Genomic DNA, 15,169 nt, shown 5'->3' with positions numbered 1-15,169 from the left:
ACTGCTCGGTGCGAGTTCGCATGTTAATGTGTCGCCGTGGATTTGTTCCGCCGCGGGAGTTTGATTGCACGTAGCACCATATTCGAACTATCGCGCCCATATTCTGAAACGGGCGCGAAGCGTCAGTTCGTAAAGCAACTCGAGTCGCACGGAGTAAGTGTGGTATTTGATGTCGGAGCCAATTCCGGCCAATACGCTACGGAGCTCCGGATGGCGGCCTACACTGGCCGCATCGTCTCGTTCGAGCCGCTATCGGGACCGTTCGCGTTGCTGGAACGCAACGCATCGAAGGATCCACTTTGGGATTGTCTGCGATGTGCCTTAGGTGACGTCGACGGTACAATCTCGATAAATGTCGCTGGCAATGCCGGCGCAAGCAGTTCTGTCTTGCCCATGATGAAGACCCATCGAGACGCCTTTCCACCGGCCAATTACGTCGGGACGGAGGAGGTTCCTATGCACCGGCTTGACTCGGTCGCGAATGAATTGCTGCTGCCAGCGGATAAAGTATTCCTGAAGATCGACGTCCAAGGATTCGAGAAGCACGTGATCGCGGGCGCTCAACAAACGGTGAGTGACCGTTGCGTCGGTATGCAACTCGAATTGTCTTTATTGCCCCTTTACGAAGGTGCCATGCTCATTCGCGAAGCGCTGGACCTAGTGTACTCATTCGGCTTCACATTGACGGGGCTGGTGCCCGGTTTCACCGATCCTCGCGATGGCCGAATGCTGCAGGCGGACGGCATCTTCTTCCGTAAAGATGACTAGTACGGGTGGTTACTCGACCAAGTTCTGCTGTGCCGGCGCTTTCGATATCTTCGCGAACACGAATTCTAAGAAGCGGAGGTAATATTCCCAGGTGCGCAGGTACGCACGCGAAACCTTCCGTCCGCCCAGCGGGTAGTGCGCGTGTGTGTCCCACATGCGGCGCAGATCATGAAAGACTTCGCTCGGGTGGCGGTTGGTGCCAATTCCAGTCGTGTCAAAGTCGCATAATACGCGTCGTACCGTGATGGGATCCCGCAACAAAGCGGCACGCAAAATGAATTCCTGGTCGGCGGCGACTCCGAAATCGAGGTCGTAGCCGCCCAATTTTTCCACCAGCGAGGACCCGAAAAATGATGCCTGGTGCGGGACCACCTGCCACCCGGCGAGAAACTTGCGGATGCTGAAGGGGATCGGCCCACGCACGCGCCCGAGACCGATTAGGTTATCCATGCCGAAGCCCCAGATTTCGCGTGCCGGTCCATGACCCGAGATCGCCTTCATAGCCTCAGCCACGGCATCCGGATCGGAGAAACGATCTCCGGAATGCATGAACCACAACAGATCGCCGGACGCATGGGCGATACCCTGGTTCATCGCGTCGTATCTTCCGCCGTCGGGCTCGGACTGCCAGTACGCAAACCCCGGCTCACTCTTCGACAGATACGCCACCACATCGTCGCCGGACCCGCCGTCGATCACGATGTGCTCAATGTGACCGCCGTAGCGTTGGGCGCGCACACTGTCGACCGTCCGCTTGAGCCCAGCAAAATCGTGGAAGGAGATCGTTATCACTGAGACGGTCGGAGCCGAAGTCACCAACTTCCCCCTAGCATTCTCTGCCGCCGTGCCGCGCGGAACTCCATTTACTTCTGGTGGTTCGCGCTCGGCTTCTAGGGGCGGATGGCCAAACGTCGACCAGCCCCCTTCGGTTGGGCGCGACGGCAAGCAGCCTTCGTCTCAAAACGTTTAGTCGGCGCGTGGGCTTCGCCCAGCGGTGTTGCAGTGCCAACATTGCGAACCGGGGGTGCTGTGCGATGGTGTTCTCGAGCGCGGCGCGACCTTCCGGACCCGGGACTTTCGCGATCTGGTGCAGGATCCAGTCGGCCATCACGGCGATGAGCTCCTGGCGTGCGGGGTCGCCCGGAAATAGGTCAAACATGGCATCGAACGTAGCTGCATGACCGGGGCCGTGTGTCAGCCAAAACTTGGGAGGGTCTACGACCTGGTTGTGCCACATGCCTTCAGAATGGCGGCGGTAGACGGCCATGGGCTGTGGCAACATAGCGATCTCGCCGTGAACCGCGTGCCTGACGTGCAAGTACCAGTCGAGAGGCATGATGTCGGGCGGGATGTCGTCGTAGCGCTCGAGGCGGCGGTAGACGACGGAATTCGTCTGGATGAAGTTCATCAAAAGCAGGGCGTCGATGGTCAAGTTGCCGCGCAAGTAGACCGGAGGGAACTTTGAGTCTCCTGCGGAGCCGTCATCCCACATCACCCGTACCGGGTGGAAGCACACCGCCGTCTCCGGGTGTTCGTCGAGGAACGTGATTTGTTTGCTCAGCTTATGCGGATCGATCCAGAAGTCGTCTCCCTCGCACAGCGCGATGTACTCGCCCCGAGCCAGCGACAGGGCACCCACCAGGTTCTTGTTGAGGCCCAGGTTCTCGGGTCTGAAGATCGGCCGGAACAATTCCGGGTAGCGCCGGGCGTACTCCTGGATGATCCCCGGGGTGCCGTCAGTAGAGGCGTCATCGGCAACGATGATCTCCATCGCGAACTCGGTCCGCTGGGCGACAAAGCTATCGAATGCCTCCCGGACGTAAGCCTCTTGGTTATGGGTGGTCGTTACGATGCTGACTTTGGGTGAGTTCGCCGTCATCCCTTCGTTCACGACGGAAACCTCGTGGGGTGTGCGGCGTCGAGCACCCGGGTGCCGTGGTGCATCGCGATGGCGATAAGTCTCACGCGTTAGCTTCGGCCGCGAAACGATAGCCGCGCAGGGCCATCGGGATGAACACCGCTAACAGCACGATCGCCCAGAGGAGAGTCATCTCGAGAGGCCGGAGGAGGGGCCCGCCATGGGCAAGTCCCCACATCACCTCTATTGGTGGCGACATCGGTTGGATGCGAACTAGTGGACGAAGCCACTCCGGGAACAGCTCGATCGGGGTCGTGCCGGGATTGAGGAATGCGAGCGAGACCGTACCCGCCGCCAGCCAAGTCATGACGGTGCGACCGTTCGCACGGATCGCTAGCGCCATCACCAGCGCCGTGAATCCGATGACCACAATCGGCGGTATTAAGATGTAGAGCAGTACTGTTGTCCAGCCGTGCGCGAAGCGCAGGCCCAGTGTGACTCCGAGCGCGGTGATCAGAACCGTTCCTAGGAGTGCCCGAGCGGCCTCGGCTGTGAGCCGTCCAGCGAGCGCACTTACCCGGTGTATCGGTAGCACCCACATGCGGCTGAGCAGCCCCGATTCGCGCTCGAGCTGAATGCCGACTGAGGTGCTGAAAGCGCCGAACAGCGCAGACAGCACCGCGCTCACCGGTACGAGGCCGTAGATGCTCTCGACGCCGGTAACCTGATGTACTCGCTCACCAAGCACCACCTTGTAGGTGACAAGAAGGCAGATCGGCAGGACTAGCGAACCCATTAGCACCGCCCGGTCCCGCTGCCACCGGATCAGGAGTCGACCGGCTTGCACCCAGCTCTGGGAGAGCATCGAGCCTTGGGTCCCCGGCAGCATTGTCACTAGGTCCGCCTCTGCATCCGGAGCGTAATCGCGCCGAAGACAAATACCATCCCCACACACCAGGCGAGGCTGATTGCCAAGTTTGCGACCGCGACCTGGCCTGTGGAAAGGTTGCGGAGCGTCTCGGCGATCTGCGAAACGGGCTGGTTTCGGACGAATGGACGCAACCATTCGGGGAAGGTCTGCTCGGGGGCAATTCCGGTGGACAGCATAAACAGCATGAGCTGTGGGACGAACAACAGCTGGGTGGCGCCCTGGATACTCCTGGCACTCGAGCCCATCGCATCGGCCCCCAGGGCTACTGCGAGGCACAAAAGCAACGCAATGAGCACAAAGACCAACGCATATCCTGCGCCACCCGTTATCCGGAAGCCGAACGCGTAGCCGGCGACCATCGCGACTGTGAGCGCGAGCGCGGCCCGCATCAAGGTGGCGACCATGCGCGCGCTCACGGGAACTACCGCGGCGATCGGCAGAGTCGCCATACGCTCACCGAGCGAGGTCAGGCGGTCGCGTGCCGCGCGATCGGCGGTGAGCAACGCGACGAAGATCACCGACTGAGCGACGACCCCAGGCACCAAATATTGTGAGTAAGCCATGCGTTGCGTTTCGACCAGACCGTGCAGCGCCGCCGTGAAGCCGGCCAGGTACGCGATGGGGGAGAGTATCTCGAACACCAACCCGCCGTCGCGCGCCGATGCCATCAGCGAACGTTCGGTAAGGGCGGCCAAGGCGCTCATGACTGAGCCACGGACCGTTCGGTGAGGTGCAGGAAGGCTTCGTCCAGTGAGGGCTTGCGTAGCGAGATGTCGGCGAGCTCGATGCCCAGCGCGTCGACGCGGCGAAAAACTTCAGCCAACGTGGCGACTCCATCCGGGGCGTACAGCGAGACCGAGTTCGCTTCGGCGTCGACGTCAATCCCGTCGAGCCCAGCTAGTGCCGACGCGACCTGGGACAGGTCGGCTGGATTGGCTGGGGTGACCTGACAATAGCTGCCACCGGCCCTGCGCTTGAGGGTTTCGGCGGTGCCGCTGGCCACGACCTGTCCGTGGTCGATGACAACGATTGAATCGCTGAGGACATCGGCCTCTTCTAGGTACTGCGTGGTAAGCAGCACGGTCATGCCCTCGAGGGCCAGCGAGCTCACTAGCGACCACACTGCGCGGCGGCTGCGTGGGTCCAGTCCGGTTGTCGGTTCATCGAGGATGAGCACTTTAGGGGGCACCATCAGCGCACTGGCGAGGTGGACGCGGCGCCACATGCCTCCGGAATATGTGGAAACCCGCCGATCGGCGGCGGCAACGAGGTCGAACTGATCGATCAACTCGTCGGCGCGAGCTTTGGCTTGCTGACGGCGCAGACCGCGCAGCCTCCCGAACAACACCAGGTTTTCTTTGCCGGTGAGCAGGGGGTCCAACGCGGTCGACTGACCGGCCATCCCGATGCTGGCACGGACTTGCGCGGACTGACGGATTATGTCGTAGCCGGCGATGGTGGCATGCCCCGAACTCGGCCGGATCAGCGTAGAAAGGATGTTGATGGTGGTCGTCTTCCCGGCGCCGTTGTGGCCGAGCAGGCCGCATACCGTTCCGGCCGCAACGGAGAAGTCGACGCCGCGCAGCGCAGGCGTGTTTTGCCCGAATGTCTTTGTGAGGCCGACAACCTCAATCGCCAATGGGCTCACAATAGCGAGTATTTCATGTGGAATGCTCCCTTGTTGACCGTTCGGGTAGTACGTGACACTGTCGGCGGTACGTCGTATGGCATGTGCGGTCGTGGGTGAATCAGCACATTGCCGTATGCGTCTGCCCGCGGGAGCGGTTGCTTTGCCGCGTGGGACATTCGGTGGACGGCGAAAACCAACTAGACCGATCGCCCCGGGATCTCTGTCGTAGGCGCATCGTCGGCGAACTCTCGGTGCAGCAGCATGGACCGCACCAGCGACCGGGGGCCCTCCGGGCGAAGCATTTGACTCGCTGGGCGCGGACGGACGATTTGCGGCCACCAGAACCACCGCCCGAGAAGTGAGGCGATAGACGGCGTCATGAAGGAGCGCACGATCAAAGTGTCGAACAACAGGCCCAAACCGATAGTGGTACCGACCTGGCCGATAATCCGCAAGTCGCTAGCCGCCATCGAGGCCATCGTGAATGCGAACACCAGGCCCGCATTCGTCACGACCTTACCGGTACCGCCCATCGCCCGGATGATGCCGGTGTTTATGCCGCCGGCCATTTCCTCTTTCATCCGGGACACCAGCAGCAGATTATAGTCGGATCCCACTGCCAAAAGCACGATCACGGACATGGGGAGGACCATCCAGTACAACTGGATACCCAGAATATATTGCCAGATCAGTACGGACAGCCCGAACGACGAACCGAGCGAAAGCGCCACCGTGCCGACAATTACCAGTGAGGCCACGAAACTTCGCGTAATGATCAGCATGATGATGAAGATGAGGCAGAGTGCACCAACTCCTGCGATAAACAGATCGTAGGTAGAGCCGTCGCGGAAGTCCTTGAACGTTGACGCGGTGCCGGCGATATAGATTTTCGACGGCTCTAGGGGGGTCGTCTTGAGTGCCTCCTCGGCCGCCATCCGTATCTTGTCGATACGGCTGAGGCCCTCGGGTGACGCCGGGTCGCCCTTATGGGAAATGATGAATCGCGCCGCTTTTCCGTCCGGGGACAAGAACTGGCTCATCGCGCGCTTGAAGTCTTCGTTCTTGAAGATGTCGGGCGGCAGATAGAAGGAGTCGTCGTCCCTGGCGGCGTCGAACGTCGCGCCCATTGCGGTGGCGTTCTCTTTCTGGTTGTTCATCTGGCCAAGAGTCCCGTTCATGGTGCTGTAACTGGTCAGCAGCATGTTTCGCGCGTCCTCAGCGATTTCGATCGAGGGCGGGAAAATTTCGAGGAGCTTCGGAAGCAGGGCGTCCATCTTGTTCAGATCAACGATAAGCTCATCAAGCTTATCGCTCAGTGTGTCAATACCGTCGAGTTCCTCAAATATGTTCCTGAGAGCCCAGCATACGGGGATATCGTAGCAGTGTCGTTCCCAGTAGAAATAACTTCGGAGCGGACGGAAAAAATCCTCAAAATCGGAGAAGCGGTCTCTGAGATCGGATACGACGTCACGCATTTCTTTTGTTTTGGCAATCGATTCGTGCGTGATAGCTGTCATACGCTTTTGTAGTTCGTACATGCGCTTCATTGTCGAGATTTGATAACTCAGTACGTCCGCCTGATGGAGCATGTCTTGCGTGCGAGCTTTCATATATTGCATATCTTGCTGCATGACCGAATATTGCATTTGCAGTAAGAAAGGTATCGAAGTGTGCTGAATCGGGGTGCCCTCCGGACGGGTTATGCCCTGCACGCGAGAGATGCCCGGAATTTTGAATATCGCTTTAGCCAACCTGTGCAGCACCAGAAAATCCGCGGGATTCCGCATATCGTGATCCGACTCGATCATCACGATCTCGGGCATCATTCGCGCCTGAGAGAAATGGCGATCGGCAGCCGCGTACCCGACGTTGGCGGGGATGTCGTTGGGCATGTAGAACCGGTTGTTGTAGCTCGTCTGGTACCCGGGCAGTGTCACCAGCCCAACCACGGCGACGGCTATCGTCGCCGCGAGAATCGGCACGGGCCAGCGGACGATCGCCGTGCCGATCCGCCGCCATCGACCGAACGCGAGAACCCGCTTGGGGTCGAACAACCCGAAGCCGCTTCCAATCGTGAGAACCGCGGGGACCAGTGTGAGTGCGATCAGGACCGCCACGAGCATGCCCACGGCGCACGGCATGCCCATGGTCTGAAAGATGGGCATGCGGGTGAAGCCCAGGCACAACATTGCCCCGGCGATCGTCAGGCCCGAACCCAGAACCACGGGAGCGACGCCGCGGTAGGTGGTGTAGAAGGCCGTCTCCCGGTCCTCGCCGGCTTGGCGTGCCTCCTGATACCTGCCGAAGAAGAAAATCGCGTAGTCGGTTCCGGCCGCCATGGCGAGCGCGACCAGCAGGTTGACGGCGAAAGTGGAGAGCGCCACGAGACTGTGGTCACCGAGAAACGCAACGATTCCCCGGGCCGCAAGCACCTCGATGCCCACCGTGACCAACAACAGAATGACGGTGAAGATCGATCGATAGACGAAAAGCAGCACCACAAAGATGATCAGCGCGCCCACCGCGGTCATCTTCAAGATGGATCGGTCACCGGCCTGTTGCATGTCCGACAACAGCGCCGACGGACCGGTGACATAAACCTTGACTCCCGGGGGCGGGGGCGTCCGCGCGATGATATTGCGAACCGCGGCAATGGAGTCCTGTCCGAGGGTGGTGCCCTGGTTGCCGGCCAGGTTCACTTGCACATAGACGGCCTTGCCGTCGTCACTTTGCGCACCCGCCGCCGTCAGCCGGTCTCCCCACAGATCCTGTACGTGCTCGACGTGCTTCGGGTCGGCCTTTAGTGCACGAACCAATCGGTCGTAGTAGTTGTGGGCGTCGTCCCCGAGGCGCTGCTGCCCCTCCAGCACGATCATCGCAATACTGTCCGAATCGGATTCTTTGAAATCCTTGCCCATGCGCTGCATGGCCTGCACCGCCGGTGCGTCCTGAGGGGCCAACGGCACGGAATGTTCGCGGCCGACCGTCTCCAGCCAGGGAACGCAAAAGGTCACCAGCAGCGTAAGCGCCACCCACGCCAGCACGATGAGGACCGAAAGCCTGCGGATGCTGCGGGCGAAGAAAGGGGCTCGAGCGTGCTCGGTACTCATGTGATCCTCGACAGCGGGGCGATAGTGGCACGCAGCCGGAGCGGGGTGCTCACAGTGTCAACCGCGCCATAAACTTCGGCGCAGCGGCGAATGCCGTCCCTGTTGTCGTCTGTCACGATGTTCCCCACGGTCGCTGTCCCTGTGCTGAAAGTGAAGTCCGCCGGTTACAACGGCTGTTTGAGCAACAACGAGCGCACGACCGGACGGGGTCCCATCGGCCGAAGCATTGAGCTGGCAGGTCGGGGGCGCACGCGTTGTGGCCACCAGAACCAGCGTCCCAGCAAAGCGGCCACCGACGGAGTCATGAATGCGCGCACCACCAGGGTGTCGAACAGCAAACCCAACCCGATTGTTGTACCTGTCTGGGCGACGCTGCGCAGGTCGCTGACCCCCATCGAAGCCATGGTGAAGGCAAACACCAGACCAGCGTTCGTCACAACCTTGCCGGTGCCGGCCATCGCCCGGATGATGCCGGTGTTGATACCGGCGGCCAATTCCTCCTTCATCCGGGAAACAAGCAGCAAGTTGTAGTCGGAGCCGACCGCCAAAAGGACGATCACGGATGTCGACAGCACGGTCCAGTGCAATTGCAGGCCGAGAAGGTACTGCCAAACGAGGACGGATAGCCCGTAGGACGCGCCCATCGACAACAACACCGTACCGACGATCACCAGCGCGGCAATGAAACTTCGCGTCATGATCAGCATGATGATGAAAATGAGGCAAATCGCAGCGACCCCCGCGATCAACAGATCCCATTTGGAGCCGTCCACGATGTCTTTCGTGATGGCCGCGGTTCCCGTGAGATAGACCTTCGCATCCTCCAACGGGGTTCCCTTGAGCGCCTCCTCGGCCGCCGTTTTGATGGGCTCGACGCGCGAAAGGCCTTCGGGCGTGGCCGGATCACCCTTTTGTGAAATGAGCATGCGGACATCTTTTCCGTCCGGCGACATGAAGATCTTTTCGACCCGCTTGAAGGCCTCAGAATCGTTGATGATTCCGGGCGGTAGGTAAAAGGAATCTTCGTTCCGGGACTGGTCGAACGCCTGTCCCATTGCGGCCGAATTGTTGCCCTGCGATTCCATCTGGCCCATGACGCCCGACATCGTGCTGTGCATGGTCAGCATCATGGTTCGCATGCTCTGCATGCTTTCGATCATGGGTGGCAGTAGCACGACCATTTGCGGCAGCAGCACGTCCAATTGATCCAGGTCGGCTACCAGCTCGTGTAGCTTGTCGGTAATCTCGTCGACGCCGTCGAGTGCATCAAATATCGATCGTATCGAAAAACACACGGGAATGTCGTAGCAGTGCCGTTCCCAGTAGAAGTAACTACGGATCGGCCTGAAGAAATCTTCGAAATCGGAAATCTTGTCCCGCAGATCGTTCGTGATCTCCTGCATCTCATGCGTTTTGCCGACCATGTGGTGGGTGGTCGCGACTAGTTCCTTCATCAGGCCATACATGTGCTGCATGATCTGGATCATTCTCGCCAGCTCTTCGGCCTGCTTGAGCATGTCGTCCATGCGGTCCTTCTGAAACGCCATGTTCACCTGCTGGCTCGCCTGCGACATGCTCACGATCCAGGGGATAGTCGTGTGCTCGAGCGGGATCCCCTCGGGCCGGGTTACAGACTGCACGGTGGAAACGCCTGGAACGGCGAGGACGCCCTTGGCCACCTTATTCAAGACGATCATATCGGCCGGATTGCGCAGATCATGATCGCTCTCGAGCAGCAGAATCTCCGGCATCATCGTTCGCGATTGAGGAAAATGCCGCTGTGCCGCAGCATTTCCCACACTCGCGGGAATATCAGTAGGGATGAATTTCTGGTCGTCGTAACTCGGGTTGTAATTCGGCAGGGTCAATAGGCCGATGAGCGCGACTGCTAGGGTCGTGACGAGAATGGGCGCGGGCCACCGAACGATCGCGGTGCCAATTCGCCGCCAGCGATGCGTCGTGATCACCCGTTTCGGGTCGAACAGGCCGAAACGGCCTCCGACCACGAGAAGTGCCGGCGCGAGCGTGAGGGCAACGAGAACCGCAACGGTGATGCCGATGGCGCAGGGAATTCCCAGTGGCTGGAAATAGGGCAACCGAGTGAAGTTGAGGCAGAAAACGGCCCCGGCGATCGTCAAGCCAGAAGCCAACACGACCTTAGCCACACTCCCGAATGTCGTGTAGAAAGCCATTTCCCGGCTCTCGCCGGCCTGTCGCGCTTCCTGATATCGCCCGACGAAGAATATGCCGTAGTCGGTTCCGGTTGCGATGACCGCGGCTACCAGCAGGTTGACCGCGAATGTGGTGAGGCCCAACAGCTGGAGATGACCAAGGAAAGCAACTATTCCACGTGACACCTGCAATTGGAGACCGACCATCAGCAATAAAAGGATTACCGTGGTCACGGACCGGTAGACGAGCAGGAGGGTAATGAAGATCACCGCCAGGCTCGTGACGGTCACCAACATGACGGTCTTCTGACCGGCGATATTCATATCCGCAACAGTCGGCGCGGGGCCCGTTACGTAGGCCTTCAACCCGTTCGGCGTGGGCGTTCGCGCCACTATTTGTCGAATCGCGGCTACCGATGCATCGCCCGCGGCCCCACCTTGGGTGCCGGCGAGTTGCACCTGCACATACACGGCCTTAGCGTCGGAACTCTCCGCGGCTTTCGACGTGACCGGATCGCCCCAGAAGTCCTGGACGTTCTGCACGTGCTTATCGGCTCGCAACTCACGAATCAGTTGGTTGTAATACTGGTGCGCGTCGTCGCCGAGGGGTTGCTGACTCTCCAAGACGATCATCGCCAGAGCGCCGGAATTGGTTTCCTTGAAGTCCTGCCCCAGGTGCTCCATCGCCTTAAATGACGGCGCGGCAACGGGACTCAGCGGGACCGCATTCTCCGCCTCGACCTGCTCCAGCGGGGGGACGCCGATCGCCACGATGACAGCGATTCCCAACCACCCCAAGATGATGGGTATCGCAAGGCGATGAAGCATCCGCGCCACCAGCGGTGGCCTAACGCGTTCGGTCTCCACCGGTGCGTCGCTATGCATGTCGCTCATGTGGCCGTCAGCATGCAGTAGGTGAACGCGTTCAATTCGTGCGAAACCCTCTCGGCTTTGACAACCCCGTCAACCACGATGCGGCAGCCGAGCGTGTCGCCATTGCCTTGTGCCACAACGTTTCCCAGGATCGACGGCAGCGTTGTCGAAATATCAAAGGACCACGGTACGGGCTGTCCGTTGACGTGCACCGGGTTGCCGTCGACGTCGAAGTAGCTGATGTCGGCAGTCGTCCCCGGCGGTCCGAAGATCTCGTATCTGATGTGCTTGGGGTTGAAAGGTTTTGTGTCTTTGATCCTGGTGTCTGCGTAGGATTCGCGTTTCTCTGAGCCGAAGATGCCGTGCAACCGCGAGACGGTCAATCCTCCGGCGGCGACAACGGCCACGATGAGCAGTGGGATCCAAAGCCGCTTCAGCGCGGCAAAAAATCCAGCACCGCGGGGGTGAGTCTGTTGCCGCCCAATTGGCCTCTGCGGTCCACTCGGAGATTGGCGACCGATGCCCAAAAAGCCGCGTCGGCGACCAGTCGGCTGGCCGCTGTCGCGGCCTTCCGTCGCGCTATCGGGCCGGGCCCGCACGTCGGGTTCGGTCACCGCACCCCCTTCTGCCCATTCTCACGTCTCTTGTTATTCCGCCGGCCCGAACAAGCTGTTACATGTTGGTCGAGGACGCCAGGTGAGGGCGCTCCGAATGCGGTGTACGTCGCAGACTAGTCGTGCTTCGGCACCTCATACGAGCCCCGCCCCCGGGGAGCGCGACCGAGTCTTCATGAGTAAACCACGCCGATGGTGTCCGTATCAGCCCTTCGACATTGAGATACGGGATCGTAATGCATACCGCGTGCGTAACGGCATTATTTAGATCGCCCGCGCGGAATGGTTCGCCGGCTAGCGCCGAGCGGCCCACTCGGTCCGGAACGGCGCCCGCCCACCCCGCGGTCCGTCCTGCGGCCGAGGCCGCCGAATGGTCAGCGGCCGTAGTCAGCTAACGACGATCGCGGCCCGGAGTCAATGGGTTCGGCGGGGCACTTCCGCGGCCAGCGGCTTGTCGCTGCAAACGGGCGGGGCGAGCTCCATATGGCGGTCGTTGCGCCAAGTGTTTGCGCCGGGCCGAGGGTTCGCCTCTTGGTGATTTTCGCGGCGGCTGTGAGGTCGGTACCCTAGGCGGTGACAACCACCCAAAATTTCATCGTCCTTGCAGGCCGACCAGCGCGATCGCGAACCACTACGGTGAGCCGTTGCCGCAGGTCACAGCAGCCAACGGCGGCAGCTGCGCAGCCCCGCACCAGCCCAATTCTTAGGCTGCGTTAAGAGCCTGACAGGTCACACCGGGAACTTTGTCCAAATCACGGACGCACGATGGTGCCTCCAGTAGGGTTTGGAACCGTTCCACTCATGTCAACTAGGCATCCTGGAGAACTGTGAGCATCAACCCATTCGACGACGACAACGGCAGTTTTTTCGTCTTGGTAAACGACGAAGAGCAGCACAGCCTGTGGCCGGCCTTCGCCGATGTTCCAGCTGGCTGGCGAGTGGTGTACGGCGAGGCGGACCGCGCTGCGTGCTTGGAGTACATCGAACAGAATTGGCCGGACATTCGGCCAAAGAGTCTGCGCGACAAGCTCGCAACGGGTCGGGGTTTTGACCAGTAACGAGTCGGGGTATGGGGCGGGTGGAGCTTTGGGGGACTCGATGGGAGTTGGGGATCGCGCGCTTCCGCTGACGCGCGGACAGCTGGACATCTGGCTTTCGCAGGAAACGGGCTTCGTCGGCACGGAGTGGCAGCTCGGGCTCTTGATCAAAATCGAGGGTTCGCTGGATCGTGATGCTCTCCAGCGCGCCCTCCGTCAGGCCGTTGCCGAGGCCGAGGCCGGCCGGGTGTCGTTCTTCGAGGTCGACGGCCAGGTCGTGCAGAAGCCGATCGACTACCCGGACTTCGAGCTCGACTTCCATGACCTGAGTTCCTCGCCGGACCCCGTGCAGGAAGCGCGCGCGATGGCGTCGTCCATCCAGCGGACGCCGATGGCGTTGAACGGCCAGCTGTTCAAATTCGTGTTATTCCAGACGGGGGCCGCCGAGTTCTATCTGTTCGGTTGCTGCCACCACATCGCAATCGACGGATTGGGTATGGCGCTGGTAGCGCGACGGGTTTCGACGATTTACTCCGCGATGGTCGCCGGAAAACCCATTCCCGATGCCTATTTCGGCTCGGCGCAGGATTTGGTCGACATCGAGTCGGAATACGAAGCGTCGCCCGACTACCTGGACGACCAGGCGTATTGGAGCAACAACCTTCCGCCGGAAACCGCGTGGGCTGATCGGCCGGCCGACGCCACGGGCGGCAAGGACCACTACTCTCCGTCCGCGTCCGTCCAGTTGGACCCGTCCGTCACCACCCGGATCAAGGAGCTGTCCAAGAAGCTGGGCATCCGACGCTTCTCCGTCACCACCGCGGCGTGCGCGCTCTTGGTGCGGGCATGGTCGGGGAGCGGTTCGGAGGTGGCGCTCGATTTCCCCGTGAGCCGGCGCGTGCGTCCGGAGTCGAAGACACTGCCCGGGATGTTCGCCGGGGTGGTGCCGCTGGTGCTGAACACGTCGCCCACGGCGACCGTCGCCGATTTCTGCAAACACGTCGACATCCGAATCCGGGAGTTGTTGCAGCATCAGCGATTCCCGGTGCACACCCTGGAGAGCGACGGCCTGCGGCAGGCGGCGAATCGCGTCGGCATCAACTTCCTCCCGATGAGGCTGACCCTGGACCTCGCCGGTTCCCCGGCCACTGCGACGTACACGAATCACGGGCCCGTGGGGCACTTCAGCCTGTTCTTCCTCGGCGCCGGTGACCAGCTTTTCCTCAGCACCGCGGGACCGGGCCAACCGTTCGCGGACTTCGGCGTCGCCGACTTGGCGGCGCGCATGCAGCAGGTGCTGGAGGAGATGACCGCCGATCCGGAGCGGTGGCTGTCCTCGATCGATCTGCTGGCCGCCGACGAGCCGGCCCAGCTCGACGAGTGGAGCAACCGGGCGGCCTTGACCGAGCCGGTGCCCGCCCCGGTGTCGATCCCGGTGGCGTTCGGCGAACACGTGCAGCGCTCGCCCGAGGCGCCGGCCGTGACCTGCGCCTCCAAGTCGTTGACCTACAGCGAACTCGACGAGGCCTCCAACCGGCTGGCTCACCTGCTGGCCGGTCATGGCGTCGGTCCGGGTGAGTGCGTGGCGGTCATGTTCCCCCGGTGCACCGACGCGATCGTGGCGATGCTCGCGGTGCTCAAAACCGGGGCGGCCTACGTGCCGATCGACCCGGCGCACGCCGCGGCGCGCATGGAGTTCGTGCTTGCCGACGCGGCACCCAGCGCGGTGATCACCACGGCGGACCTGCGTTCGCGACTGGACGGGCGCGACCTGCTGGTCGTCGACGTCCACGACCCGGCCGTCGAAACCCAGCCCAGCACCGCGCTGCCCGCGCCGGCCCCGGAGAACATCGCCTACATCATCTACACCTCCGGAACCACCGGAACCCCCAAAGGCGTTGCCATTCCTCATCTCAACGTCACGTGGCTGATCGAGTCGCTCGACGCCGGCCTGCCGAAGGGGCAGGTATGGACGCAATGCCATTCCGCGGCCAGCAGGTCGTGAAGCTCTTCTGGCGAGCCCGCCACCGACTCGGGCACCACCAGCAGGCGCCTGCCCCGCAGCAGGGCGCCGAAGATCTCCCACACCGAGAAGTCGAAGGCCGCGGAATGGCATTGCGTCCATACCTGCCCCTTCGGCAGGCCGGCGTCGAGCGACTCGATCAGCCACGTGACGT

At 61.3% G+C, this 15,169-nt stretch carries 11 protein-coding genes and 1 pseudogene; 3 read left to right on the top strand and 9 right to left on the bottom strand.

Annotated features, from left to right (window positions below; all coding sequences use genetic code 11):
- Positions 1 to 36: 36 nt before the first annotated feature.
- A complete protein-coding gene (locus A5711_RS05600; RefSeq protein ID WP_067944647.1) occupies positions 37 to 768 on the top strand; it encodes an FkbM family methyltransferase in 732 nt (243 codons plus the stop codon).
- Positions 769 to 777: 9 nt separating this feature from the next.
- Here the strand turns inward: A5711_RS05600 and A5711_RS05595 are convergent, their stop codons facing one another.
- From A5711_RS05595 to A5711_RS05560, 8 genes are all read right to left on the bottom strand, one after another.
- Positions 778 to 1,584: a glycosyltransferase family 2 protein gene (locus A5711_RS05595; RefSeq protein ID WP_067944646.1), complete on the bottom strand. Its 807-nt coding sequence runs from the start codon at positions 1,582 to 1,584 to the stop codon at positions 778 to 780.
- Positions 1,585 to 1,594: 10 nt separating this feature from the next.
- Positions 1,595 to 2,647 (bottom strand): glycosyltransferase, encoded by a 1,053-nt coding sequence (locus A5711_RS05590; protein ID WP_067944665.1) that lies wholly within the window; start codon positions 2,645 to 2,647, stop codon positions 1,595 to 1,597.
- A gap of 82 nt (positions 2,648 to 2,729) precedes the next feature.
- Positions 2,730 to 3,515, bottom strand: coding sequence for an ABC transporter permease (locus tag A5711_RS05585; protein ID WP_082953424.1), 786 nt, complete (start codon positions 3,513 to 3,515; stop codon positions 2,730 to 2,732).
- Positions 3,516 to 3,520: 5 nt separating this feature from the next.
- The gene (locus A5711_RS05580; protein WP_067944645.1) at positions 3,521 to 4,261 is read right to left on the bottom strand and encodes an ABC transporter permease; all 741 of its coding nucleotides are present in this window, start codon (positions 4,259 to 4,261) and stop codon (positions 3,521 to 3,523) included.
- Positions 4,258 to 5,205, bottom strand: coding sequence for a daunorubicin/doxorubicin resistance ABC transporter ATP-binding protein DrrA (locus A5711_RS05575; RefSeq protein WP_067944644.1), 948 nt, complete (start codon positions 5,203 to 5,205; stop codon positions 4,258 to 4,260). Before A5711_RS05575 ends, A5711_RS05580 begins: the two co-directional genes overlap by 4 nt.
- Positions 5,206 to 5,384: 179 nt before the next feature.
- Positions 5,385 to 8,297 (bottom strand): RND family transporter, encoded by a 2,913-nt coding sequence (locus tag A5711_RS05570; RefSeq protein WP_067944643.1) that lies wholly within the window; start codon positions 8,295 to 8,297, stop codon positions 5,385 to 5,387.
- Between the two features lie 164 nt (positions 8,298 to 8,461).
- Positions 8,462 to 11,353: an RND family transporter gene (locus tag A5711_RS05565; protein WP_369806122.1), complete on the bottom strand. Its 2,892-nt coding sequence runs from the start codon at positions 11,351 to 11,353 to the stop codon at positions 8,462 to 8,464.
- A 5-nt stretch (positions 11,354 to 11,358) separates the two neighbouring features.
- On the bottom strand, positions 11,359 to 11,778 hold the full coding sequence (locus A5711_RS05560; protein ID WP_067944663.1) for an MmpS family protein: 420 nt from the start codon (positions 11,776 to 11,778) through the stop codon (positions 11,359 to 11,361).
- Positions 11,779 to 12,782: 1,004 nt separating this feature from the next.
- Between A5711_RS05560 and A5711_RS05555 the strand changes: the two genes are divergently transcribed.
- Both A5711_RS05555 and A5711_RS05550 read left to right on the top strand, forming a co-directional pair.
- The gene (locus A5711_RS05555; protein WP_066950804.1) at positions 12,783 to 13,013 is read left to right on the top strand and encodes an MbtH family protein; all 231 of its coding nucleotides are present in this window, start codon (positions 12,783 to 12,785) and stop codon (positions 13,011 to 13,013) included.
- Between the two features lie 40 nt (positions 13,014 to 13,053).
- Positions 13,054 to 14,985 (top strand): annotated as a pseudogene (locus tag A5711_RS05550) (AMP-binding protein); the annotation flags it as partial.
- Here A5711_RS05550 and A5711_RS27445 read toward each other — a convergent pair.
- On the bottom strand, positions 14,901 to 15,169 hold a 269-nt coding region (locus tag A5711_RS27445; RefSeq protein ID WP_231987421.1), incomplete at its 5' end, for a hypothetical protein. The pseudogene A5711_RS05550 and the gene A5711_RS27445 sit on opposite strands and share 85 nt — an antisense overlap.

This window comes from Mycobacterium sp. E2238, from assembly GCF_001672665.1.
Lineage (GTDB): Bacteria > Actinomycetota > Actinomycetes > Mycobacteriales > Mycobacteriaceae > Mycobacterium.
The sequence above is the reverse complement of the archived record's forward strand: the minus strand, read 5'-3'. Positions and strand labels throughout refer to the sequence as shown.

What these genes read in the sequence shown, in the direction of transcription:
- A5711_RS05590 (WP_067944665.1), bottom strand. Translation starts at nt 2,647, where the DNA reads ATGACGGCGAACTCACCCAAAGTCAGCATCGTAACGACCACCCATAAC.
- A5711_RS05565 (WP_369806122.1), bottom strand. Translation starts at nt 11,353, where the DNA reads ATGCATAGCGACGCACCGGTGGAGACCGAACGCGTTAGGCCACCGCTG.
- A5711_RS05570 (WP_067944643.1), bottom strand. Translation starts at nt 8,297, where the DNA reads ATGAGTACCGAGCACGCTCGAGCCCCTTTCTTCGCCCGCAGCATCCGC.
- A5711_RS05585 (WP_082953424.1), bottom strand. Translation starts at nt 3,515, where the DNA reads ATGCTGCCGGGGACCCAAGGCTCGATGCTCTCCCAGAGCTGGGTGCAA.
- A5711_RS05580 (WP_067944645.1), bottom strand. Translation starts at nt 4,261, where the DNA reads ATGAGCGCCTTGGCCGCCCTTACCGAACGTTCGCTGATGGCATCGGCG.